This is a genomic window from Microbulbifer sp. YPW1 (assembly GCF_013367775.1).
Taxonomy (GTDB): Bacteria; Pseudomonadota; Gammaproteobacteria; order Pseudomonadales; family Cellvibrionaceae; genus Microbulbifer.
In genome coordinates this window covers 3,748,664-3,772,227 of record NZ_CP055157.1, presented here as the reverse complement: position 1 = coordinate 3,772,227, position 23,564 = coordinate 3,748,664, and the positions used below count along the sequence as shown (strand labels likewise).

Below are 23,564 nucleotides of genomic sequence, written 5' to 3'. Positions count from 1 at the left end.
AATTTGCGATGTACTCAGCCCCCGTTCTGATAGCGGGCGAGTGGCGTCAAGCGGCCGAATCCGGCCGCTTTCAGCCCGCCAACCCGTCTACCCGCGCTCCAATAGAACACCAGTATCCCGTGTCCAGCTGGTCGGATTGCGACGCTGCACTGGACGCTGCGGAGCAAGCCGCACAAGAGTTGAAATCCCTCCCGGCACAGGCAAGGGCCCGATTCCTCGAGCGATTTGCCGAGCTTATTGAAGCCGAAGCAGAGTCCATTTGCGCTCGGGCACACGAGGAAACCGGCTTGCCGGTAAAACCACGCCTGCTTGAGGTAGAGCTGCCACGCACCACCAACCAACTGCGTCAGGCGGCAAGCGCTGCCGCAGACGGCTCATGGGCGCGGGCCACGATCGATACCGCGGCAAATATCCGCAGCCTGCACGGCCCCATAGGACCGGTTATCGTTTTTGGCCCGAACAATTTCCCCCTGGCATTCAATGGCCTGGCCGGTGGTGATTTTGCCGCAGCAGTAGCCGCTGGCAATCCGGTGATCGCCAAGGCGCACTCGGCACATCCCGGTACCTGCCTGATGCTGGCAAAACTGGCGCTGCAGGCAATCAAAGAAACCGGACTTCCCCTGGCTACCGTACAGATGCTGTACGCGACCAGCCGCGCGGACGGTTTAAAAATGGTCGGCGATAGCCGCACCGGGGCAGCCGCATTTACCGGGTCCCGCGCCGCTGGCCTCGCGCTGAAACAGGTTGCGGATGCGGTGGGCACCCCTATTTATCTCGAGCTTTCCAGCATCAACCCGGTGGTTGTTCTGCCGGGAGCACTGCGCGAGCGCGGCAATGAGCTCGCCGAAGAATTCACCAGTAGCTGCTTAATGGGAACCGGGCAATTCTGCACCAATCCCGGTCTGGTCATCCTGCCTTCGGGGAAGGACGCGGAGCAGTTTGTGAATCTCTGCGTGGAACGATTCAACAGCAGCCCGGTAGGCACCCTGCTGAGCGCCGGTGTCGAAACCAACCTGAGCCGCGCCGTAGAAGAATTGCAAACCGCCGGGGCAACATGCCTCACAGACAACACCACTGCAGATCCAACCCGAGTCTCACGGCCAAATACGCTATTGCGCGTTACCGGTCAGGCGTTTCTCCAGCAGCCAGAGCGCTGCCAGACTGAAGCATTTGGCAATACCGCGCTGATCGTAGAGAGCGATAGTATTGACGAGACCCGCCAGATTCTCGGCGCCCTCGAAGGCAACCTCACCGGCTGTATCTACTCTGCGCGGGATGACAGCGACGATTCCGATTACAATCAGATCGAACCGGTAATGCGGAACAAGGTTGGCCGGCTGCTGAATGACAAGATGCCCACGGGTGTCGCGGTCTCCCCGGCGATGAATCACGGTGGTCCCTTCCCTGCATCCGGGCATCCCGGCTTTACCGCGGTAGGAATCCCGGCCTCGCTGACCCGTTTTAGCAAGCTCGATTGCTATGACAACGTGCGTGCCCATCGACTGCCCCCAGCACTGCAGGATGAGAATCCGACAGGAGCCTGGCGCCTGGTGGACGGTGAATGGACCAAAGCGCCACTTTGACCACTTTGAATCCATTCAGCTAACGGCGACAATAAGAATAATCCGGAGAGTTATCGTGTTCGGTGACAAGAATCAAACCGTAAATCACAGTATCGAAGTCGTAGACTCCCATACCGGCGGGGAGCCCACTCGCGTCATCGTGGACGGCGGTCCCGACCTGGGTGACGGAAGCATGGCTGAACGACTGGTGCAGTTTCGCGAGCACTTCGATCACCTGCGTGCTGCACTAATCCGCGAACCTCGCGGATCCGATGTGTTGGTCGGTGCCCTGCTTTGCCAACCTCAGGACCCGGAGTGCACTGCCGGGGTTATCTTTTTCAACAATGTCGGCTATCTCGGTATGTGCGGCCACGGCACCATCGGCCTGGCTGTCACCCTTGCCCGCAAGGGATTGATCGCACCGGGTGAACACCAGCTGGAAACTCCGGTCGGTAAAGTATCGTTTGTCCTGCACAACAACCACCGGGTGAGCCTGGATAACGTTGCCAGTTATCGTTATCGGAAATCTGTCTCTCTCGATGTAGAGGGTTTGGGAACGGTCACTGGGGATATCGCCTGGGGAGGAAACTGGTTCTTTCTGATTGGCGAACACGGCCTGCGTGTCGATGTAGACAATACAGACCAGCTCTCAGACTATTGCCATCGTGTGCGAGTCGCATTGGCAGAAAACCAAATCCTCGGTGAAGACGGTGGCGAGATCGATCACATCGAACTGTTCGCGCCGCCGTCTGATCCCGCGAAAGCGGACAGCAAGAATTTTGTGCTGTGCCCCGGTAACGCGTATGACCGCTCACCCTGCGGCACCGGGACCAGTGCAAAACTGGCTTGTTTGTATGCGGACGGGATCATCCAGGAAGGTGACGTGTGGCGTCAGGAGAGCGTCATTGGCAGTGTTTTTGAAGGCAGGGTTAAAGCACTACCCGCTTCTCGGGATGGCAGGATAGAAGTGATTCCCACCATAACCGGCAGCGCTTATATCAGTGCCGAATGCCGTATTATCCTGGACCCTGAAGATCCGTTCGCCCACGGCATCGGCTGATCTGATCAGGCGGACTGCTTTTCGTTCAGGAACGCGATCATTCTGGATACCGCTTCCCGCTGCTCACGGATATGGGCGCTCAACGCTTTACGAGCGCCCTTCCAGTCTTTCGCCAACAGGCACTCCACGATATCGCAGTGCTCGCGCGCCATTTCCCGCTTCACTTTTTCATCAATAACCGCGTAGTTGAACAGGGCATTGTAGAAAGGGCTGTAGCGCTCAAAGAACTCTTCAATGTAACGATTACCGCAGCGTTTTATCCAGTAGTCGTGCAGATCAAAATCCAGCTCAGACTGCGCGGCGCCAGTGGCCGGGCGGTTTGCCTTGAGTAACTGTTGCAGTTCTTCGTCGGTAAAATGCCCGCGCGCGAGATCCAGCGCTTTCAGTTCCAGCATTTCCCGAATATCGAGATAATTGTGCATGTCCTGTTCGCTGAACGGGTGCACCCGCCAGCCGCAGCGCGGCACATGTTCGATCAATCCCGCCCCGGCCAGGCGCGAAAAAATCTGCCGCACCACGGTACGGCCAGCGCCGTATTGCTCTGCGGTGGCCTGCTCGCGCAGGTATTCGGTATCCTGCTTCAGGCTTCTCGCAATGACATCCTCGCGGATTTCATCGTACAGCTTGTGCTCAGTGGCATCGGCCTTAGGGGTCTCCAGTTTCACCCCTTTCAATACTTCGGGCTGCGCTTCCAGACGGCCGTTGTCTTTGCGACGGATTACGCCCTCTTCTACCAATTCATCGACGGCATGACGTACCGGTGTCAAACTGACCTTGTAATGCTCCGACATAGCGCCCAGGGTCAGCTTGTACGGCAACTGGCCTTCCGCCTGGAGAACGGCTTTTACATCAGATTTGATAAATTCAGTAATGGTCATTGAGCCAACACTTGCTATTATTTTCAGCCCTGCCCTCACGGCCTGATTCGCTGGTGGGCCGGGAAAGAGGTAATAAATTTACAGAAGACAGGCAGTATCGCCCATGTTGGAAAAGCTGAGCAAGCTCCTTGACGTAGAAGAACTTGACACGAACCTGTTCCGCAGCCGGGAACACGTGGAAAACTACCGCAAGGTACTCTTTGGTGGCCAGGTATTGGGCCAGGCACTGATGGCCGCCGCGCGCACCGTCGAAGACCGCCTCCCCCACTCCCTGCACGCCTACTTCCTGCGCCCCGGCAGCAGCGAGAAACCGGTGATCTACGATGTAGATCCCATTCGCGATGGTGGAAGTTTCACCACCCGCCGCGTGGTTGCCAAACAGAACGGCAAAGCCATCTTCAATATGTCCGCCTCCTTCCAGATCGAGGAGCCGGGGTTTGATCACCAGTCGGAAATGCCCACTGAAGGGGTAATACCGCCCGAGAAGCTGAAAAACACCCAGCAGCTGGCTGAAGAAGCGGGTATGAATGGCGCGGCTCAGAACCAGCGCCGCTATATGGTGGATTTCCGCCCGATTGACCCGATGAGCTACTTTGACCGGGAGATCCGTGAGCCCCGCTGCATGTTCTGGTTCAAGGTGGACAGCGAGCTATCTGACGACCCGGTCGAACACCGCAGCGCCCTGTGCTATGCGTCAGATATGGCACTACTGGGCACCAGCCTGCAGCCACACCCGATCAGCCTGTTCGATCCCAACCTGATGCCCGCCAGCCTCGACCATGCCATGTGGTTCCACCGCCCTTTCCGCGCGGATGAGTGGCTGCTGTACGTGACCGACAGCCCATCGGCCAGTGGTGCCAGAGGCTACTGCCGCGGTCAGATCTTTGCCCGCGATGGCCGCCTGGTCGCCTCCACCACCCAGGAAGGTTTGATCCGCCAAATCAAGGGCTGACGCGGCTTGCGGGGCCCCGACCGGCCCCGGCGTTAAATTTAATGAAATCAGTGGTTTACAGAAGCGAAACGCTTGCTATAATGCCGCCCGCTTCACAAGGAAGCCCGAGCAGATCCCGCCGCGGGATCGCAGCTCAAACAAATCGGTGAGTAGCGCAGCCTGGTAGCGCACTTCGTTCGGGACGAAGGGGTCGGAGGTTCGAATCCTCTCTCACCGACCATATTTTAAAAACCCGCTTTCGAGCGGGTTTTTTTATGCCAGCCTTTTGGCCAATTGCCCCTGATACCCACACCTCATATCCCGAGCTGGCCAGCCAGAATCCTTATTCCGCTTCTAACATCTGACGCCCGGCCGCCACATAAAATACTTTCCTGAGCGTCACCCCCTTGTTGCCGCGCTAGAATTCGCAATGCCAGAAACAGGTATATTGCCAGCACAAAATTCAGTACAACTGCGCCCGCAAGGAACCCCTCAAATGCTGATCAATGCAGATTTTTCACGCCGCGCCACTGTGAGTGGCGACGAGTATCAGTGGATTGCCTCCCCCCAAGCAGGAGTCGAGCGCGTGATGCTGGATCGTATCGGGGAAGAAAAAGCCCGAGCCACCAGCATCGTACGGTATGCGCCCAACTCCCACTTCCCCCAACACCAGCATCCGGGGGGCGAGGAGATTCTGGTGCTATCCGGTACCTTTTCAGACGAGATGGGCAACTATCCGGCAGGCTGGTATCTTCGCAACCCACCAGGTTCCAAGCATCAGCCGTTTAGCGATCCGGGTGCGACTATTTTCGTAAAACTGAGGCAAATGCCAGCGGAAGAAAATCAGACTGTGCGCGTAAACACCAACGATACGAATTGTTGGCAACAGTTGACTGATCGCGAAGTCTGCCCACTTTTTTCCGGAGGCTATGAGCAGGTTAGCCTTCAGCGATTACAGGCCGGCGTACCCTTATTCCCGGCATCCATCCAGAGTGCTGAACTACTCATCCTCTCCGGCACCCTGCGCGTCCGTGAACAGCGTTTCTCAAAAGGCAGCTGGATACGCCTCCCAGCTGGGGAATACCCTGAATTTCTCGCCGGTAGCGATGGCATCACCTACTTTGAAAAGAAAAACCATCTTGGTGGCGCGATGGATCAATCACCTTGAAACAACGATGCTTTACGCCGCGCCTCTACCCCGAGCCTCAGACTAATTGATTCCACAAGCCTTAATTGTTATTGTGCCCAATATAATATTGCTGGCAGATTCATATGGCACGGGAAAGCGCGTTCGAATTAATCAAAAAAAGCGTCCACCGGTGCGTTCCGCCCATGGCAGGCGCTATGCAGGCGATCGACACTATCGACATGCACACCGGTGGCGAGCCGTTACGAGTGATTCTTGCGGGTTTTCCTGAGCTGGAGGGCGAAGATGTGTTGGCTCGCAGAAAGCACGCTCGCGAACACTTCGATTACCTGCGCACTGCCCTAATGTGGGAGCCGCGCGGACACCGGGATATGTATGGCGCGATACTGGTGCCGCCCAATGACGATGGCGCGGACTTCGGAGCCATCTTTATTCACAATGAAGGCTTCAGCACCATGTGTGGTCATGCTGTGATAGCACTGGCCAAGCTGGCAGTGGAAATGGGCTGGGTCGAGGCCCGCCCGCCAGGCAGTGAAACACCCGTGGTTATTGATGCTCCCTGTGGGCGTATTCGCGCATTCGCGAGAACAGACGCCGACGGACATGTGGTTTCCTCGCGATTTTTCTGTGTTCCATCCTTCAGTCTCGCCCAGAATCAGCAAGTCACCGTACCGGACCTCGGCGACATTCGTTACGACATTGCCTACGGCGGTGCGTTTTACGCGTACGTGGATGCCAACCAGCTCCCCTTCCCGCTCCTCCCCGAAAATACGCAGCAATTGATCGCTGCCGGACGCGCCATCAAAAAAGCCGTGATCGCGCAGGGTATCTCAATCCAACATCCTGACCAGCCGGATCTCGGTTTCTTGTACGGCACCATATTTATGGATATGCGAGCGCTTTCCAGGAACCCAGCGTCTAGCTCCGGTGGCGACAGCATCTGCAGTCGCAACGTGTGCATTTTTGCCGATGGTGACCTGGATAGATCCCCAACCGGATCTGGCGTGGCAGGAAGACTCGCGCTGCACCTGGCCCAGGGAAAATTATCAGCCAGCCAGACGCTGACCGTAGAGAGCATCACCGGTAGTAGTTTTCAGGGAAGTATCGTAGAAACACCGACTATGCTGGCCACAAGGCGGTTGTTCCCGAAATCAGCGGCACCGCACATATGACCGGTCAACACCGTTTCTATATCGATCCACTGGATCCGCTTAAAAACGGTTTTTTGCTCGATTGAATACCGCCTCTAAAAATCAGAAAGATTCGAATCATGCAGTACATTGATGCCAACACTGTCCACCAGTCGCTAGAGTATCCGGAACTCATCTCCGCACTGCGAAAGGCATTTCGCGAACAAAGGGTGCAGGTACCACAACGGCACCACCACCACTACCGATACTCTGCAGGCCATGATCACGAAAATACACTGCTGCTGATGCCCGCATGGCAGGCGGACGGCTATCTGGGAGTAAAGACCGTAGTGGTCGCACCGGACAATCAGAATGAACCGACCATACAGGGGCAGTACACCCTTATTGATGCGGCAACTGGGACCCCCAGGTTGGTCATGGATGCGGCCAGTATCACTGCGCGACGAACCGCAGCGGCCTCAGCCCTGGCAGCAGATTATCTGGCACCGGTCGATGCCAACACCCTGTTGATGGTCGGCACAGGAACACTCGCCCCCGAGCTTGTGCGAGCGCATGCCAGTATACGCCCGATAAAAGAAGTGCTGATTTGGGGCCGTTCGGCAGATAAAGCCCGGGCGGTAGCAGCCACTTTGCAGGGCGAATCTTTCGACGTCTCGCTGTGCAATGATATTCAATCCGGCATGCAACGGGCTGACATCGTCAGCTGCGCCACCATGAGCAAAACGCCGCTGATCTACGGTAAGTGGCTGAGAGAGGAGCAGCATATTGACCTGGTAGGCGCCTACCGGCCGGATATGCGGGAAGCGGATGATCTGCTAATCCGGCGCGTGGCCCTTTATGCTGATGTAATGCCCCACGCCCTGAACGAGACCGGCGATCTGGCGATTCCCATTGCTGAAGGTGTAATTACCCCGCAATCGGTCCTCGGCGACCTCCCCTCCCTGTGCAAATCCCCAGCACCCGCGGAGCGCACAGGGGTTACCTGCTTCAAGTCAGTAGGGCACGCCCTTGAGGACCTGGTCGCTGCCAGCCTGGTACACGCGCGCGTCGAATCAGGCAGCAGTGCGGGTTAATTTTTACCCACCCAGGCTCCGATAAGTCTTTGAAAAGCCTGTCATGGCACTGTTAACCTTGCCTGCGGTCATAAGATGTACCTGCCGCCCATTGGTAACGGAGCCAGACAGAATTCATGTTTCATACGTTGCGCATTATATTTTCCTGCCGTGCCGCCATAGCCACCACGCTGTTCGTGTTAACGAGTATATTCCCCGGAGTGGCGGCAGCGGCAGCGGATGTGGAGAAGCAGTACTACGACATTGGCTACAAGGCGCAACTCGACCCAGGCAGCGGCTTGGCGAATGTGGAAATCACACTCTCCGGAAAAGAACTACCTAGCAAACTTACCCTCCACCTTGATCCGGAGCGACACACGGCTCTGGAAGGCGAGCATCTGACAATAGAAGATGACAAGGCCACCTGGATACCGAGCGGTGCGCGCGATGGCATCCGCTATCAATTCGTAATTGACGCAAAAAAATCTTCCGGTAGATACGACTCCCGGATAACTGACAAGTGGGCCATCCTGCGCAGCGACAAGCTTATTCCGCCAATCTCCGCCCGAGCACCGAAGCACCTTCAATCCAGAGCAACACTGGAAATAGAAGCGCCGGACGACTGGAATGTACTCTTGCCCTATGAGAAGAAAAAGCCCGACACCTTTACCTTAAAGGACCCGGGCCGCCGCTTCATCCGACCGAAAGGCTGGATGATCGCTGGGAAAATTGGCAGCCGCCAAGACATCATCGGCGGCACTGACACGGTTGTTGCAGGCCCTCTGGGAAAAGGCCTGCGCAGGCAGGACACCCTGGCTTTCCTCAGCTGGACCCTGCCTGAATTGAAAAAGGTGTTCCCACAATTCCCGGACAAACTTCTGATCGTCATGGCGGGAGACCCCATGTGGCGTGGTGGTCTGTCGGGTACTCGCTCGCTGTTTATGCATGCAGACCGGCCACTGATTTCCGGAAATCGCACCAGCAGCATGTTGCACGAGCTGGTTCATGTCGCTACAGGAATTCGGGGAGACAAGGAGAGCGACTGGATTGTGGAGGGCATCGCGGAATACTACTCCCTCAAAACTCTGCGCCGCACCGGCGGCATCAGCCAGAAGCGTTACCTGCAGGCATTGGACGACCTGGCCAAGTGGGGAAAAGAATCTCCCGATCTACTGGTCAAGCGCTCATCCGGCCCAACCACCGCCAGGGCTGCGGTCTTGTTGTCCGAGATTGACGAGGCAATTCAGAAATCCAGCAATGGAGAGAAAAGTTTGGACGATGTGGTGCGCACTATCGCCGTGGACCGCGGAGAAATCACCCTGGAGAAGTTTCGTACACTCGCTGAGCAGGCTGCCGGAATGGAGATTCCACAGCTCGAACGCACATTTCTTGCGGGCAAAAAAAAGCCCTGACGACGGGGAGAGCGTCAGGGCCAAGACCATTAGGAGTGAAACTTGGAGGATTTCATCCTTACAACACACTGGATACCTGTATGGAGGAAGGCATCCGGCCGGCACTACTAAACACGACGTGGGGGGAGATGTGTGCAAGCCAGCTACATTCAGTATTGGCTAGACCCCGGGTTTTGCCAGTTGGATACCGGAAAACTTTAGAACATTTGGCAATAGTAAATTTAGAGAAATTGCCATCAGTTATTAGACGCGGCAACCGGCTGAATATTGGTCAAATATTAACCGCCTCATAACTCATCTACACTTCCGCTTGACTAATCCCCGACAACCCATAGAATAGCGCCCTCTTACACGCCCAGCGGCACGTAAGTATCAGAAAATGCTAGGATTTTTGGTTTATATCCGCTAGAATCCGCGGCGTTTTCATCGCTGAAATGCGATATTTAGGCTAGGTGGCAGAGTGGTCATGCAGCGGACTGCAACTCCGTGTACGCCGGTTCGATTCCGACCCTAGCCTCCATATTCTCCTGGCGAGCTCTCCCGAGCTGGCCTCTCACTGGCACCACAGGGTGCCAGCTGAACACCTCCTGGCCCGGGTGGTGGAATTGGTAGACACAAGGGATTTAAAATCCCTCGGCTTCTGGCCGTGCGGGTTCAAGTCCCGCCCCGGGCACCACCTCCCTTTCTCTCCTAAGCTTTCCCAAGATCAACAGATCTTCACCTATACCTGTTTCCGCAGCTTGCGTGAGCGCCCCATCGGGATGGACAGCAACACACTGATCAAACTCGTCTCGCTCAGCCTTATAGCCCTGCTACTGGCCTATAGCTACGCGCGCGCAAAAACTTTGCTCTCCCGATGGGAGCCTCTATGTATGCTGGCAAATATGAGCGCAAAGTTTGCCTGCTCAGCGCGCCATATCTCCGGCTTCAATAATGAAAAAATATACCGGGATCTTCACAATTATTCTCCCCTGTTTTCACTGGTGCGGGTGAGCCATACAGGCAACGTGACCAAGGCGCAGTTGGGAAAACTTGTGTCCGCGCAGGTACGGTTCGATCCAGCTATGGGAACGCAGCTGGGTCCACAATTGGAGCCACGCGATCAGACAGTCTCGCACGCTCCCAGCCCCTCGATCGAATTTCAGCATCGCCGCAGTGAACCCCATCACCAGAACCGTGCGCACACTCCCCTTCAGCAGCTTCTTGCGCGGCAGCTACAGGAAGACTTCCGTACAGGCCTGGACACTCGTGCGCTAGTGGTAGCCTGCGGGGATAGGGTGATCGCCGAAGCCTACGGAAACGGCATCACCGCGCGTACGCGGCTTCTCGGCTGGTCGATGACAAAGAGTGTTATCGCAATGCTATTTGGCAGGATGGAAGCGCTGGGGATGGCCGATCCACAGGAACGGGATCTTTTTGCGGAGTGGAGCCAGGATGCACGCTCTTCCATCACCCTGGAAAACCTCCTGCAGATGTGTGACGGACTGGCGTTTGACGAACGCTACTACCTTGGAACCGATGCCACCCGCATGTTGTTTGGCAACCAACCCGCGTCGCACTATGCACTGCAGCGCCCCCTGAAATACTCACCGGGCTCGCATTTTTCCTACTCTTCGGGATCCACCAATCTGGTTGCCCGCTGGATGCACAAACAGTTGGGCGGCACCGAAAAATCGTTGAAGTTCCTGCGAAGTGAATTCGTTGATCCGCTGGCGCTACACAGCCTTTTACTGGAGACTGACGCCGACGGTGTATTTGTAGGCAGCTCCTATGGCTTTGCCACTGCAAGGGACTGGGCAAAACTCGGCATCGTATTGCTGAACAATGGGGCCGTCGAGGGCGCACGCGTGCTGAATAGCCAATGGATACGGCGGGCTGTTGCCAGTAACACCAGCATTAATGACGCCCGCTACGGTTACCAGCTGTGGCTGAATCACAGCAGCAGGAACGAACTACCACTGTATCCGACCCTCCCCCGGGACAGCTACTTTATGCTCGGCAATCGCGAGCAAAAGCTGATGGTATGCCCGAACCAAAACGCCGTCATCGTGCGCCTTGGCTGGTCAGCCTCGCCCTACCCCGCAGAATCGCGCTTTGGAGAAATCCTGGCCGCCCTTCCCTACTGATCCAGTAAGCCCCGACACAAGACCATCAACCGTGACGGTTTTCGAGCAGAGCGAGAAAAATCCGCCCCTCTTCCTCGGTGGACTCCAGACCGTATTTCTCCACCACCGCCAAGAAGCGCTGGATATAGTGACGGCGCACCGGGCCGTATGGGGGCATCCACTGGTCTGGCCCACGGTGCCCCTTGCTCTGGTTGCGGCCATCGTCCACCAGCCAGAGGTTGTCCGGGTCTTCCGCGAATGCGCGCTTTTTCTCGCGAGGCCAGTGCGCGCCACCGCGTTCGTGGGCCCACTTCAGCGGTACGATATGCTCCACATCCAGGTCTGAAGCCAGCTCAAAAAAACTGCCCGTATAAGGGTCCATCCACAGGCCCGTGGCGACTTTACAGTTGCCGGCACCGGTGTAGGCAATCGGGGCCAGGGAGTAGCGGATCAGTAGTTCATGGCGGGTATCCTGGCAGTCACCATCGGCATCGGACCATCGGGGCAACCATTCACCGCGACGATACTTTTCATCCGCAACGGCGAGCGATGGGGAAATCGGAGTACCCAGAAACAGGAAAGCAAATACAAAATAAATACCGAAACGGGAGGAAGCTTGAGAACGCAGCACGACAACTCCATTGGCGCATAATAGCTCGATTGGAGCTATCGTACCGGAACGCGATTGACGTGCAAATCCTCAACATTGCGAAATCGCGGAAGACACCGCTACTGTTAGCGCAGGAAATCTCCCCCTTGCTGATGGCACCAGCCAAACACGATTCCAATTTCCCCGCGTTATTATTCTCCGCAGTGATAAAGCATGTGCCATCTGTGCACAGATTTCGTGGAAATTACCCCTATCGGCAGTAGAGATTGCTTTTGCTGGCGGCCCCTTTACTCCCCCAGGTAGTCGGCGTTTATATTGTCCCCTCGCCAGGGTTGGCGAACACAATAACCAGCAACCGGACGCGCAGTCCTTCGTGGGATTCATTGCGCGGTCGAGTGGCTTTCGCTTCCCAGATTAGCCGTAGGGAAATTGGCATTTAAAACCAAGGGGGCAATTCATGCTTCTACGCTGTATTCGTAACTTCGTCGCGGTCAGCGCCGCAGTATTCTGTTTTTCTGCCGGCGCCATCGCCGAGTCCTGGGTACTGGTGGTACATGGCAATAAAATTCACCAGAACACACTGGATGATATTGCTGCTGCAGGGGGGAAAATTACCCACACCGTGCCCGAAATCGGCGTATTGCTGGTCGAGGGCAATAGCGCGTTCGGCAAGACCGTCAACACCCTTTCCGGAGTCAAACACGCAGGCGTTAACGCCTCTTTCCAGTTCTTCGACCCCGTTGTCGCTGAGGGCATAACGCTCGATGCGGCAGCGAACCCACCAGTGAGTGGCGACGACGATTTCTACTTCGACCTCCAGTGGGGGCATGCAGCCGTAAACGCAGTGAAAGCCTGGAATGCGGGAAATACCGGTTCCGGAGTGCGCGTAGCCATTATCGACGGTGGCTATGACCTGGATCATCCGGATCTGGCACCCAACATCGACTACAACGCCAGTATGGATTTTACCGGTGAAGGGCTGGCATACACCCTGCCGGACACGTTCAGCCACGGCACCCATGTTGCCGGTACAGTTGCGGCGGCCAATAACGGCTTTGGCACAATCGGTGTGGCTCCGGATGCTACCCTGATCTTGCTGAAAGCACTTGGCGACGAAGGCTCAGGCTCATTTGGTGCTGTGGCTGCAGCCATTGTGCACGCGGCCAACCAGGATGCCGATGTCATCAACATGAGCCTTGGGGCCGCCTTCCCCGCGAGCGAGCCCGGCGCGGCGGCACTGCGCACTATGATGTCCCGGGCGACCAACTACGCCTATCAGGCGGGGGCAACCATCATCACTTCTGCCGGCAACGATTCGGTCGATGGTGATAAAGATGGCAATAACCTCACCCTGCCGGCGGACTCACCCCATACCATTTCCATTTCAGCGACAGGCCCACAGGGCTGGGCTGCAGGTAACGGTAACCTCGACTACCTCGCGATCTACTCCAACTATGGGCAGTCCCTGATCGACTTTGCGGCACCGGGCGGCGACTACACCTACTACCTGAGTAACAATGATGTATGCACCGTTGGCCCGATCACCAACCTGTGCGGTGTATTCGACTTTGTGTTCAGCACCGGTAACGGAGGCTGGTACTGGTCTGTCGGTACCAGCATGGCATCGCCACACGCGGCGGGTGTTGCGGCGCTGATCATCGGTGCGAATGGTGGTGACATGCATCCCGCCCAGGTGGAGGCGGCCTTAGCACAGGGATCTCTGGATCTTGGCAAACCAGGCAACGACGACGTGTTTGGAGCGGGCCTGGTTCAATCTCCCAAATAGGGACGAAGCGCAAGTTTCCTTGCAGCAAAACGAACAAAGCCCCCTACTGGGGGCTTTTTTATTCGGCCGGCGACCGGTGTCGACCAGTGTTGGATCTGTGCGGGTGACGCTGCTTATTGATCAGTCACCGGACTCCTCGGCGGGGTCAGCAGTCAGCGCCGGCCAGGCGGCGCGAAGATAAATGACCATGGTCCAGAGTGTCAGTGCCGCCGCCACATACAACAGGATATAGCCAATCGTCTCCATTACTGGAAACTCCTGGACGTCGAACGCCAGCAATACAATGATCGCCGCCATCTGGGCGGTAGTTTTGATCTTGCCGATATAGCTGACCGCCACGCTGCTGCGCAAGCCCAGTTCTGCCATCCACTCTCGCAGCGCAGATACCGCAATCTCACGACCGATAATAATCGCCGCAGCAATCGTAAACAGGCGGTAATCGTGCAGGTCAACCAGCAGCACAAGCGCCGTTGCCACCATCAGCTTGTCCGCTACGGGATCCAGGAAGGCGCCGAATGGCGTACTCTGATCGAGCTTGCGGGCAATATAGCCATCCAGCCAGTCGGTGGCGGCTGCAATAGAGAAAATAAGGGCTGAGGCGATATAGCTCCACTTGTAGGGAAGGTAAAATACCAGCACAAATACAGGAATCAGCGCAACGCGCAACAGGGTCAATTGGTTAGCGAGAGTCATGCTGGTCCTTCTTCAGTCGCTGAACACACATCGTCGGCAGTGCGTAACTTAGCAATCTGGAATACAAAAATAAACGCCAGCGGACGATTCCTTTGCCACTGGCTATTCATTGTGCAGGGTCGAGTATATATCCTGAGCGAGTTTGCGGCTCACCCCCTCGACGCTGGACAGTTCGTTGACCGAGGCTCGCAGGATCTCCTGCAAACCGCCAAAGTGATGTAACAGCGCTCGCCGCCTCGCGGGACCGACACCCGGAATGCCCTCCAGTGGCGACTCGCGACGCTTTTTATCGCGCCGCTGGCGATGACCGGTAATGGCGAATCGATGCGCCTCATCCCGAACTTGCTGAATCAGGTGCAGTGCTGGCGAATCGGATTCCAGCACCAGTTCGCGCCCCTCCGCCACAATGTGCAGGGTCTCGAACCCCGCTTTACGGGTAGTGCCTTTGGCAACGCCGATGATCTGCACTCCGGTGATACCCAGCTCGTTTAGCGTATCCACCGCCTGTGTCACCTGCCCCTTGCCCCCATCAATCAGGAGAATATTGGGGAAGCGGCCCTCACCATTGGACAAGCGGGTGTAACGGCGCTTGAGCGCCTGCCCCATAGCCGCGTAGTCATCACCCGCGGTAATCCCTTCGATATTGAAACGGCGATAATCCGATTTCACCGGCCCGCCGGTATCAAAAACCACGCAGGAGGCAACGGTGGCTTCACCACTGGAATGGCTGATATCAAAACACTCCAGCCTCTCAGGCAAATCTCCCAGACGAAGCACCTCCTGAAGATTTTCAAAGCGATCCTGCAGTTTCTGCTGGGAAGCGGTACGACTCTGCAGGTTCTGGCGCGCGGCCTGCTGGGCCATCTCGACCCAGGTGGCGCGATTCCCCCGCAGACGATTGACTACCTGGATATCCTTGCCGGCCTGCTCGGTAAGCGCCTGCTGTAACGCCTCAATGTCTTCGAGCGGCTCAGACACGAGTATCTGGCGTGGCAGCTCGCGATTGTTGCCCAGGTAAAACTGAGGGATGAAAGCGGACAGCAGTGCTGCATCGTCCAGACCCAGCTTTTCACTGGGATAGTAACTACGACTCCCGAGAATGCGCCCCTGCCGGATAAACAGAACGTGCACACAGCAGAGTCCGCCTGACGTCGCCACACCGAGGACATCCACATCGGCGCCACCGCTTTCGGCGACCTGATCCGATTGCAGTCGGCGCAGCGCAACAATCTGGTCGCGCAGGCGCGCGGCCTTTTCAAACTCCAGCGCCACTGAAGCGCGCTCCATCTCCTCCGCCAGTTCTCGGATGATGCTGTCGCTCTTCCCCGCGAGGAACATCTGCGCGTGGCGGACATCCGCCTGGTAGTCTTCCGGGCTGATGAAATCGACGCATGGCGCGGTACAGCGCTCAATCTGATATTGCAGGCATGGCCGCGAGCGATTGGCGAAAACACTGTCTTCACAGGAGCGAATTCGAAATGTCTTCTGCAGGAAATTCAGGCTATCGCGTACCGATGAGGCATTGGGAAAAGGACCGAAATAGTCCCCCTTCTTTCTCTTGGCGCCACGGTGAAATGCGATACGGGGAAAAGTGTCCTTGCTGGACAGGAAGATATAAGGGTAGCCCTTGTCATCTTTCAACATGACATTGTAGGGCGGCCGCTGGGATTTGATCAGGCTCTGCTCCAGCACCAGAGCTTCGGTTTCACTGCGAGTGACAGTTACCTCGATGTCCGCGATCTTTTCCACCAGCGCCATGGTTTTGGCGGTGAGACCGCTGGCCCGAAAATAGCTACCCAGGCGGTTGCGCAGGTTTTTCGCTTTACCGACGTACAGTACCTTACCTTGGGCGTCAAACATCTGGTAAACGCCGGGCTTGCGGGTCACCGTTGTGAGAAAGCGCTTGCTGTCGAACATAGCCGTTTCTTGTGCCAACAACAAAACAGGGGCCAATTGGCCCCTGTTTCTTAAATTCTGTGTAGAGGAGATCGGATTTTACACCGATAACGGCTTACGCGCCCTACACTGCCTCTTCCGGATCCAGCACATTATGCTTCACTGCCAGCAATGTCAGCTCCACATCGGAATGCAGTCCCAGCTTCTCGAAAATCCGGTAGCGATAAGTATTCACGGTTTTCGGGCTGACGGATAGGGTCTCGGCAATTTCCGACACCTTGTTGCCGTTGACTATCATCACCGCTGTCTGGAGCTCTCTTTCAGACAGGTCCTCAAACGGCGACGAGCCACCACTGACACTGCGCAATGCAAGCTTGGTGGCCATGGAACTGCTGATATACGTCTCACCAGCGACCACTGAATGAATCGCGCGCACCATTTCTTCCAGGTCAGCCCCCTTGGTCACGTAGCCCTTGGCTCCGGCCTGAATCAGGCGGCTGGGAAAAAGGTCATCGTCCAGCGCACTGACAGCAATAACCTTGGCGTGAGGGAATCGAGAGATGAGCTTGCGGGTAGCCTCAAGGCCTCCCATGCCGGGCATTCTCACATCCATGAGAATGACATCGACCTCAGCTTCCCGCACAAAAGCGATAGCTTCTTCGCCGCTTTTGGCTTCACCTACCACCTGAACATCGTCGACGTCACCCAGCATGCGCGATATTCCCATGCGCACCAAATCGTGATCATCTACCACTAAGACTTTTATCAATTTAGCCCCAACCACGGATTTTCAGTTGACCTTGTGCAAGAATTTCCTATTAAACCTCCCCTGCACAAAATCACGTTTTTTGTTATTGCTCAGCGGGTTATACCCGCAAAGATCCATCCACAGAGCCCTGACTCAACATACCAGACAAATGTCATGGTGCAAAGCGAGATAGCACCAAGCTACTGCAGATAAAAGGCGCTCACTTTACGGTTATTTCAGGCCAATATAACGGAAAGATTGCAGTCACTGGTGATTCATGCCGCATGCTTTTAAGCACGAGTTCCAGCACCCCGGATAGAGATAGGCACTGACACTAACGAGCTAATAATCCCCGCAAAAATCGCCAGAATTCCAGATGAGGCAAGGGATCGGTTTTTCCGTTTTAAGGGGAAAATGTTCTAACTGGCTTGCGCTGCGAGAGGCTCAATGATGCTCAGTCGAGACCATAGACGGCCTACTCTGGCTAACTTAAGGGTAGAAGCGCGGCTCCGGTTCCAGTGTCACCCCAAACTTCTTTTGGATATCACTGGCTATTTCGCGGGCCAGGTTGACGACTTCACTGCCGCAGCGGTGTCCCGGATTCACCAGAACAAGCGCCTGACGATCGTGGACCCCCACCCCATTTTGGGCATAACCACGCCAACCGGCCTGGTCGATAAGCCATCCAGCAGCCAGCTTCCATTGAGTCCCAGATTCAAACGCTACCAATCCCGGGTGGGCAGCCTTGAGGGCGGTATACAGGGACGTATCCACGACTGGATTCTTGAAAAAACTACCCGCATTGGGTATTTCGACAGGATTTGGCAGCTTGCTGTTGCGAATATCGATAACTGCGTTGGCCACCACGGCCGGAGTCAGCTCGTCCAGCGGTTGCCCGCGGTCGGCAAAGTGCTGCTGTAAGGCCGGATATGATACGTGTGGCTGCCAGATTCGAGGCAGTTTCAGCACCACATCACAGATCAGGTAACGGTCCTTGGCAGCCCCTTTGAAGATACTATCGCGGTAACCAAACTGACACTCCTCGGCAGAGAAGGTCACAAGGTCTCCACTCGCGATTTCCATCGCGGTCAACTGCTCGAAGGTGTCTTTAAGCTCAACACCGTAGGCACCGATATTCTGGATGGGTGCCGCGCCGATATTTCCTGGGATTAGTGCGAGGTTTTCGAGCCCACCGTACCCCAGTTCGACACTGCGCATAACCAGTTGGTGCCAGTTCTCACCCGCAGCGGCATGTATACGAACACCATCATCCAGTGGATCGAACTCAAGTCCATGCATGCCCACATGCACCGCGATCCCGGGGAAGTCACCGGTGAGTACGATATTACTGCCGCCGCCGAGAGGAAGGATAGGAAGCTGTTTTGTGCGGGCAAACTCTAGCGCTTCGCGCAGCTCATCCAGTGTCGTTGCCGCGCAAAAATACCTTGCCCGCGCGGCAATGGTCATGGTGTTGAAAGGCTGTAGATCTACGTCTGACTGAATCATCTGGTACCGCTCTCTGCCCCGGCACATTTGACTTCAGTACCGAGTCGCCCTACCCGGGCACGTCACAAATTATGCAAAAAGAGCGCGCATCCGCTCGAGGTCCTGCTGGGTATCCACACCGCCGGGCACTTCTTCGCAGGCATCGTCCACGTGGATTGCATGGCCGTGATACAGGAAACGCAATTGCTCGAGCGCCTCGAATTTCTCGATCGGCGCCATGGGCCAACTGACAAAATGATTCAACAGCCCTGCCCGGTAAGCATAGATGCCAATATGGCGCCGCGGCTGGAGCCCCTCCGGCAGCGCCTGCTGCTCCAGAGCGAAGGCGTCCCGCGGCCAGGGAATAGGCGCGCGGGAAAAATAACGTGCCAGCCCCGACTCCTCAGCCACTACCTTCACGATATTCGGGTTGAGGAAGTCCTCAACTGTCGGGATCGGCTCCGCCAGAGTTGCGACGCCGGCTGTACGGTTCCGCGCCAGGTTCGCAGCCACCTGATTGATCACCGCTGGCGGAATCAGGGGTTCATCTCCCTGCACATTCACCAGGATTCGGTCTTCGGTCAGCTCCAGATTCGCCGCGACCTCCTGCAGGCGATCGGTTCCGGAAGCGTGATCGGCACTGGTCATGCACACCTCGCCGCCAAAGCCCTGTACCACTTGCGCAACACGCATGTCGTCCGTTGCGACAATCACCCGCTGCGCGGCACTCTCACAAGCGCGCTCGTACACCCTCTGCACCATGGGTTTGCCGGCAATATCCGCCAGCGGCTTGCCGGGAAGGCGGCTTGAGGAAAATCGTGCGGGGATGATGACATCGAATTCAAAGGGACTGGTATCGCTCATGCGGGTTCAAAACTCTGCAGATGCTGGTGAATGCGTTGGTAGAAAAGATCCGGCAGCTGGGCCTGTGCCTCCATGGCCCACCAGTGGCTCTGCCAGAAATCACGGCATTTGACCGCGTCTTTCATGGTCATGATTACCGGAGTCACGCCATCTAGCTGCAGCTCCTGCTGGCTGAACTGGTGATGGTCTGGAAAGGCCATTTCCATCACAGTAAAACCGATATCCCGCAGCGCGTTAAAAAAACGCTGGGGATTACCGATCGCCGCCACCCCGTGACACGGACCCACTTCCGGGCCCGATTCGATCTTCAGGGTCGATGTCTGATCCAGATTGAACTGATGCCAGCGCGATGGCTGCAACTCCATGGTGAAATCGGCTTCCTCACCCACCTGGGATTCCACCAGAGCATTGGGCTGGCCATTCACAACGACCATATCCACGCTTCGCAGTCGGTCAGCCGACTCCCTCAGTGGACCGCGGGGCAACAAATGCTGATTGCCGAGACCGCGCTGACCGTCCACGACACAGATTTCCATACTGCGCCACAGACCATAGTGCTGGAGGCCATCGTCAGAGAGGATCACATCACAACCGTGTTCGGAAATCAGGGCAGACGCCGCTTCCGCACGTTTGGGAGAAACCATTACCGGGAGGCCCGTCATCAGGTGAAGCATGAGCGGTTCATCGCCGGATTCCAGGGGGTGGGATTCGGCGGTGACATTGTAGGGGTAGTGCTTGGCGCGGCCACCATAGCCGCGGCTGATAATACCGGGTTTGCGGCCACGCTCTTTCAGCCAGCGGCCAAGCTCGGCAACCAGGGGCGTTTTACCGGCACCACCGACGGTAATATTGCCGACCACAATCACCGGCACCGACAGCGGCTCTGGTTGATTGCGCTGCTTGCGCCAGCGACTGCCGTGTCGGAACGCCAGCTCCAGCGGCGCCAACAAAGGCAGCTGTGTACCGCTTACTTCACCGCTTTCGGTGGCCGGATACCAGCGTTTGTTCAACCAGTCTTCAAGCGACATTGCGCGATGCGCTCCTATCCCCGTTTCGAATTTTCTATCCGCCGATGGCACCGCCGGACTGCTGCTGAAGTAACAGCGCGTAGCGACCGCCGCGCTCCAGCAACTCACTGTGGGTGCCACTTTCAACGATACGCCCCTGATCCATGACCAGGATGCAATCTGCATTCTCAATGGTACTCAGGCGATGCGCGATCACAAACGTAGTGCGATTTTTCATCACCTCCGCGAGCGCCGCCTGAATGTGACGTTCGGAGGCGTTATCCAGAGCCGAGGTCGCCTCATCCAGCACCAGTACCGGCGAATCCTTTAACAGCGCCCGCGCGATAGCCAGCCGCTGACGCTGGCCACCGGAAAGAATCTGCGCGTTGTCCCCGAGCACCGTGTTGAGCCCGTCTGGCAACTCTTCGATAAAGTCGCGCGCGTGCGCCAGATCTACCGCCCGCTCGACTTCCGCCTCCGGCTTGCCCTCGAGCTCGCCGTACGCGATGTTGCGATACACCGTATCGTTGAACAGCACAATGTTCTGAGAGACCAGGCTGATCTGCTCGCGCAACTCCGCCACTGGAACCTCGGTAATATCCACCCCATCCAGCAGAATTCGCCCGGAGGTGGGATCGTAAAATCGGGACAGCAGGCTCACCAGTGTGGTCTTTCCAGAACCGGAGGCTCCTACCAGGGCAACTGTCTGCCCCGCACGCACCGAGAAATCGATGTCACTCAATACATCCGGGCCGCCTTCCGAATAGCGGAAACCCAGATGTTCGAAAGTCACTTCCCCGGTCACCGGGCTTGGCAGATGCAGGTTGCCTCCAGTGGGCTCCTTTGGCGCATCGAACACTTCGAAAATACTTTCCGCCGCGGCGATCCCTTTCTGAATTTCGGCATAGACCTCGGAGAGGTTCCTGATCGGCTTAGCCAGAGAGGCAGCAGCACCGATATAGGAAGCAAATACGCCCGCTGTCATCGACTCGACCATGCCGGGAGCCAGAGCGAACCAAACCAGCACTGCTGTTGCGAGCCCCACCAGTGTCTGGATCACTGACACACTGGCGTTGTCCGCCACTACCAGTTTCATGAACTGCTGTCGGTTGGCGTTACTCGCAGCTGCGAAACGGGCATTTTCATAAGTTCGGCCACCGTACATGCGGACGACTTCGTAGCCGTTGATCGCTTCCTGGGTCACATGGGTCACGTCACCCATGGTGTTCTGGATCCGATGGCTGAGCTTGCGGAAACGGCGGCCCACAATACTGACAATGCCGGCGATAATCGGCACAAACAGGAAAAACGTCAGGGTCAGCTGCCAGTTCACCAGTAACAGATAAGTCAGTAGGCCAATGGCCGTAAACGAGGAGCGAATCAGCGTGCGCAACGCCTTGGTAATGGAGTTGGTCACCTGCTCCACGTTGTAGGCGACCTTGGAAATCAGGAAAGCACCGGTGTAGCGGTCAAAATAGCTGCTGGGCAACTGCCCAATATGCTCGAATAGCTCGGTGCGCAACTGGTGAATCACTGCGCGTGCAACATAAGACAGACCATAACTGCCAACAAAGTTGCCCACAGCGCGCAGCATGATGATGATCAGCATCGCCGACGGCACCAGCCAGCGGGCAGTCTCCTGGGGCATGTTCCCACCGGGGAAAAAACCGGCGACATACTTCGACAGGAAGCCTCGTCCCTGCTCGATACCGGCACCGACGGCGTCCAGCAATAGCTCAGTGACGGCAATCAGCACCACTTCCATGCTGGAAAACAGCAGGAATCCAAGCACCGCGACAACAAACAGCGGCCACTGAGGTACAGCGTAGGAAAGTAGGCGACGATAGGTTCTGGCGCCGTCCCGGGGCTTCAGCACCGGTTGGGGGGATTTATCCATAAATATCTTGGCAGCGTGTTCTCCGCAAGAGACCACCCGCAACAGCAAGGCCACTGCGGGCATATCGTGGATACGGCACACGCCGTATCCAGCGGTTCAACACTTTATAGATTACTGTTCGTCCGGCTGCCGGGTAGTGATGCTGAGATGAACAAATCCCAGCTGACCCGCGGCATCCATGGCACGAACCACCGCTTGATGTTGCGCGGTGGCGTCTGCGGTAATGATCAGCGGGCGATTGTACTCGCCACCGGACACTTCCGACAGTGCAGATTTGAGCGTGGCGAGCTTCTTGTTGATCAGCGCTCGGCCATCCACCGAATATGAGCCATCGGCATTGATGAGTACCTCAATGGTTGAGGGGGGACTCTCCGCCTGTGGGCCCGAAGCCTCCGGAAGATTGAGCTCAAGATGGCTCTCTTTGGTAAAGGTGGTGGAAACCATAAAAAAGATCAGCAGCAGGAACACCACATCGATCAATGGCGTGAGGTTCACCCCATCCTGCTCTGTATTCTGGCGACGGAATTGCATCAAGCGCTCCTGAATCTGTGATTGAGCGCTCAGGCTGCTGCTTCGATACGGCGGTCACTATGCAGGGCATCCACCAGTTTGACGGCCTCCTGCTCCATGGTCACCACAATGGAATCCACGCGGCGCTGGAAGTATCGATGTGCCATCAGCGCCGGGATAGCCACGCTCAGGCCCGCGGCGGTGGTGATCAGAGCCTGGGAGATCCCCCCGGCCAGTACACCCGCATTGCCGGTGCCTTCCAACATAATGGCAGTAAATACCTGAATCATGCCCACCACGGTGCCAAGCAGGCCGATCAACGGCGCCACAGCGGCAATGGTACCCAGCACATTCAGGAAGCGTTCCAGCTCGTGCACCACCTGACTGGCAGCCTCTTCGATACTGTCCTTCATCACCTCACGGCCATGCTTGGAATTGGCGAGACCCGCGGCAAAAATGCGCCCCAGCTGGCTGGAGTCGCGCAGGGCCTTAATCTTTTCCGTGGTCAGCTGGTTGTTCTTTAGCGAACTCCAGACTTCACCCAGCAGCGCACGCGGGGCGATCTTGCGCTCGTTGAGCGTCCACAAACGCTCGATGAAAATCGCAATAACAGCTACGGAACAGAGCAGGATAGGCAGCATCAGCCAGCCGCCAGACTTGATAATCTCTAACACTTTTTATACGCCCCAGACTGCGGAAGGGTTTTGTTATGGGTTCAAGCTAAGTCGGAGACTCTACCACAGCTCAACCAGATGGCTAAGTGCTTGAGT

The 23,564-nt window shown here is 56.6% G+C and carries 19 protein-coding genes, 3 tRNA genes and 1 pseudogene; 12 read left to right on the top strand and 11 right to left on the bottom strand.

The window, feature by feature from the left end:
- Positions 1-8 precede the first annotated feature (8 nt).
- Together HUW35_RS15330 and HUW35_RS15325 are read left to right on the top strand one after the other, a co-directional pair.
- Positions 9-1,583 carry an aldehyde dehydrogenase (NADP(+)) gene (locus tag HUW35_RS15330; protein WP_181253104.1) on the top strand — a complete coding sequence of 525 codons (1,575 nt, stop codon included), beginning with the start codon at positions 9-11 and terminating at the stop codon, positions 1,581-1,583.
- Between the two features lie 55 nt (positions 1,584-1,638).
- Positions 1,639-2,622, top strand: coding sequence for a proline racemase family protein (locus HUW35_RS15325; protein ID WP_219932599.1), 984 nt, complete (start codon positions 1,639-1,641; stop codon positions 2,620-2,622).
- Between the two features lie 5 nt (positions 2,623-2,627).
- Here the strand turns inward: HUW35_RS15325 and HUW35_RS15320 are convergent, their stop codons facing one another.
- On the bottom strand, positions 2,628-3,500 hold the full coding sequence (locus HUW35_RS15320; RefSeq protein ID WP_181253102.1) for a GntR family transcriptional regulator: 873 nt from the start codon (positions 3,498-3,500) through the stop codon (positions 2,628-2,630).
- Positions 3,501-3,603: 103 nt separating this feature from the next.
- On the opposite strand from HUW35_RS15320, the gene HUW35_RS15315 reads away from it, so the two are divergent.
- From HUW35_RS15315 to HUW35_RS15275, 9 genes and pseudogenes are all read left to right on the top strand, one after another.
- Positions 3,604-4,452, top strand: a complete 849-nt coding sequence (locus tag HUW35_RS15315; protein ID WP_181253101.1) for an acyl-CoA thioesterase II — start codon at positions 3,604-3,606, stop codon at positions 4,450-4,452.
- Between the two features lie 143 nt (positions 4,453-4,595).
- Positions 4,596-4,672, top strand: a tRNA-Pro gene (locus HUW35_RS15310).
- A 189-nt stretch (positions 4,673-4,861) separates the two neighbouring features.
- Entirely contained in the window at positions 4,862-5,599 is a 738-nt protein-coding gene (locus HUW35_RS15305; RefSeq protein ID WP_219932598.1) for a cupin domain-containing protein, read from the top strand.
- A gap of 104 nt (positions 5,600-5,703) precedes the next feature.
- Positions 5,704-6,815: pseudogene (locus HUW35_RS15300) on the top strand (proline racemase family protein).
- A gap of 33 nt (positions 6,816-6,848) precedes the next feature.
- Positions 6,849-7,802 carry an ornithine cyclodeaminase family protein gene (locus HUW35_RS15295; RefSeq protein ID WP_181253100.1) on the top strand — a complete coding sequence of 318 codons (954 nt, stop codon included), beginning with the start codon at positions 6,849-6,851 and terminating at the stop codon, positions 7,800-7,802.
- A gap of 200 nt (positions 7,803-8,002) precedes the next feature.
- Complete coding sequence (locus tag HUW35_RS15290) at positions 8,003-9,193, top strand: hypothetical protein (protein ID WP_255463334.1); 1,191 nt, start codon at positions 8,003-8,005, stop codon at positions 9,191-9,193.
- A gap of 446 nt (positions 9,194-9,639) precedes the next feature.
- Positions 9,640-9,713, top strand: a tRNA-Cys gene (locus HUW35_RS15285).
- 70 nt (positions 9,714-9,783) lie between these two features.
- Positions 9,784-9,869 (top strand) — tRNA-Leu (locus HUW35_RS15280).
- A 208-nt stretch (positions 9,870-10,077) separates the two neighbouring features.
- Positions 10,078-11,319 carry a serine hydrolase gene (locus HUW35_RS15275; RefSeq protein WP_181253098.1) on the top strand — a complete coding sequence of 414 codons (1,242 nt, stop codon included), beginning with the start codon at positions 10,078-10,080 and terminating at the stop codon, positions 11,317-11,319.
- Between the two features lie 25 nt (positions 11,320-11,344).
- On the opposite strand, the gene HUW35_RS18915 is transcribed toward HUW35_RS15275, so the two are convergent.
- Positions 11,345-11,929 carry an HNH endonuclease family protein gene (locus HUW35_RS18915; RefSeq protein ID WP_255463333.1) on the bottom strand — a complete coding sequence of 195 codons (585 nt, stop codon included), beginning with the start codon at positions 11,927-11,929 and terminating at the stop codon, positions 11,345-11,347.
- A 436-nt stretch (positions 11,930-12,365) separates the two neighbouring features.
- Between HUW35_RS18915 and HUW35_RS15265 the strand changes: the two genes are divergently transcribed.
- Entirely contained in the window at positions 12,366-13,694 is a 1,329-nt protein-coding gene (locus HUW35_RS15265) for a S8 family serine peptidase (RefSeq protein ID WP_181253097.1), read from the top strand.
- A 120-nt stretch (positions 13,695-13,814) separates the two neighbouring features.
- Here HUW35_RS15265 and pgsA read toward each other — a convergent pair whose 3' ends face one another.
- The 9 genes from pgsA to HUW35_RS15220 form a co-directional block, all read right to left on the bottom strand.
- Entirely contained in the window at positions 13,815-14,387 is a 573-nt protein-coding gene (gene pgsA, locus HUW35_RS15260) for a CDP-diacylglycerol--glycerol-3-phosphate 3-phosphatidyltransferase (protein WP_181253096.1), read from the bottom strand.
- Positions 14,388-14,489: 102 nt separating this feature from the next.
- A complete protein-coding gene (uvrC, locus tag HUW35_RS15255; RefSeq protein WP_181253095.1) occupies positions 14,490-16,304 on the bottom strand; it encodes an excinuclease ABC subunit UvrC in 1,815 nt (604 codons plus the stop codon).
- Positions 16,305-16,407: 103 nt separating this feature from the next.
- Positions 16,408-17,052: a response regulator gene (locus HUW35_RS15250; RefSeq protein WP_181253094.1), complete on the bottom strand. Its 645-nt coding sequence runs from the start codon at positions 17,050-17,052 to the stop codon at positions 16,408-16,410.
- A 468-nt stretch (positions 17,053-17,520) separates the two neighbouring features.
- Positions 17,521-18,537 carry a UDP-N-acetylmuramate dehydrogenase gene (murB, locus tag HUW35_RS15245; protein WP_181253093.1) on the bottom strand — a complete coding sequence of 339 codons (1,017 nt, stop codon included), beginning with the start codon at positions 18,535-18,537 and terminating at the stop codon, positions 17,521-17,523.
- Positions 18,538-18,606: 69 nt separating this feature from the next.
- The gene (gene kdsB, locus HUW35_RS15240; protein WP_181253092.1) at positions 18,607-19,380 is read right to left on the bottom strand and encodes a 3-deoxy-manno-octulosonate cytidylyltransferase; all 774 of its coding nucleotides are present in this window, start codon (positions 19,378-19,380) and stop codon (positions 18,607-18,609) included.
- The gene (gene lpxK, locus HUW35_RS15235) at positions 19,377-20,408 is read right to left on the bottom strand and encodes a tetraacyldisaccharide 4'-kinase (RefSeq protein WP_181253091.1); all 1,032 of its coding nucleotides are present in this window, start codon (positions 20,406-20,408) and stop codon (positions 19,377-19,379) included. Before lpxK ends, kdsB begins: the two co-directional genes overlap by 4 nt.
- Before the next feature lie 34 nt (positions 20,409-20,442).
- The gene (gene msbA, locus HUW35_RS15230; RefSeq protein WP_181253090.1) at positions 20,443-22,284 is read right to left on the bottom strand and encodes a lipid A export permease/ATP-binding protein MsbA; all 1,842 of its coding nucleotides are present in this window, start codon (positions 22,282-22,284) and stop codon (positions 20,443-20,445) included.
- A 111-nt stretch (positions 22,285-22,395) separates the two neighbouring features.
- Entirely contained in the window at positions 22,396-22,815 is a 420-nt protein-coding gene (locus HUW35_RS15225) for a biopolymer transporter ExbD (protein ID WP_181253089.1), read from the bottom strand.
- A 29-nt stretch (positions 22,816-22,844) separates the two neighbouring features.
- The gene (locus HUW35_RS15220; protein WP_078085586.1) at positions 22,845-23,468 is read right to left on the bottom strand and encodes a MotA/TolQ/ExbB proton channel family protein; all 624 of its coding nucleotides are present in this window, start codon (positions 23,466-23,468) and stop codon (positions 22,845-22,847) included.
- Positions 23,469-23,564: the final 96 nt, after the last annotated feature.

What these genes read in the sequence shown, in the direction of transcription:
- HUW35_RS15330 (WP_181253104.1), top strand. Translation starts at nt 9, where the DNA reads ATGTACTCAGCCCCCGTTCTGATAGCGGGCGAGTGGCGTCAAGCGGCC.
- HUW35_RS15320 (WP_181253102.1), bottom strand. Translation starts at nt 3,500, where the DNA reads ATGACCATTACTGAATTTATCAAATCTGATGTAAAAGCCGTTCTCCAG.
- HUW35_RS15315 (WP_181253101.1), top strand. Translation starts at nt 3,604, where the DNA reads ATGTTGGAAAAGCTGAGCAAGCTCCTTGACGTAGAAGAACTTGACACG.
- HUW35_RS15305 (WP_219932598.1), top strand. Translation starts at nt 4,862, where the DNA reads ATGCCAGAAACAGGTATATTGCCAGCACAAAATTCAGTACAACTGCGC.
- HUW35_RS15295 (WP_181253100.1), top strand. Translation starts at nt 6,849, where the DNA reads ATGCAGTACATTGATGCCAACACTGTCCACCAGTCGCTAGAGTATCCG.
- HUW35_RS15275 (WP_181253098.1), top strand. Translation starts at nt 10,078, where the DNA reads ATGAGCGCAAAGTTTGCCTGCTCAGCGCGCCATATCTCCGGCTTCAAT.
- HUW35_RS15265 (WP_181253097.1), top strand. Translation starts at nt 12,366, where the DNA reads ATGCTTCTACGCTGTATTCGTAACTTCGTCGCGGTCAGCGCCGCAGTA.
- pgsA (WP_181253096.1), bottom strand. Translation starts at nt 14,387, where the DNA reads ATGACTCTCGCTAACCAATTGACCCTGTTGCGCGTTGCGCTGATTCCT.
- uvrC (WP_181253095.1), bottom strand. Translation starts at nt 16,304, where the DNA reads ATGTTCGACAGCAAGCGCTTTCTCACAACGGTGACCCGCAAGCCCGGC.
- murB (WP_181253093.1), bottom strand. Translation starts at nt 18,537, where the DNA reads ATGATTCAGTCAGACGTAGATCTACAGCCTTTCAACACCATGACCATT.
- kdsB (WP_181253092.1), bottom strand. Translation starts at nt 19,380, where the DNA reads ATGAGCGATACCAGTCCCTTTGAATTCGATGTCATCATCCCCGCACGA.
- lpxK (WP_181253091.1), bottom strand. Translation starts at nt 20,408, where the DNA reads ATGTCGCTTGAAGACTGGTTGAACAAACGCTGGTATCCGGCCACCGAA.
- msbA (WP_181253090.1), bottom strand. Translation starts at nt 22,284, where the DNA reads ATGGATAAATCCCCCCAACCGGTGCTGAAGCCCCGGGACGGCGCCAGA.
- HUW35_RS15225 (WP_181253089.1), bottom strand. Translation starts at nt 22,815, where the DNA reads ATGCAATTCCGTCGCCAGAATACAGAGCAGGATGGGGTGAACCTCACG.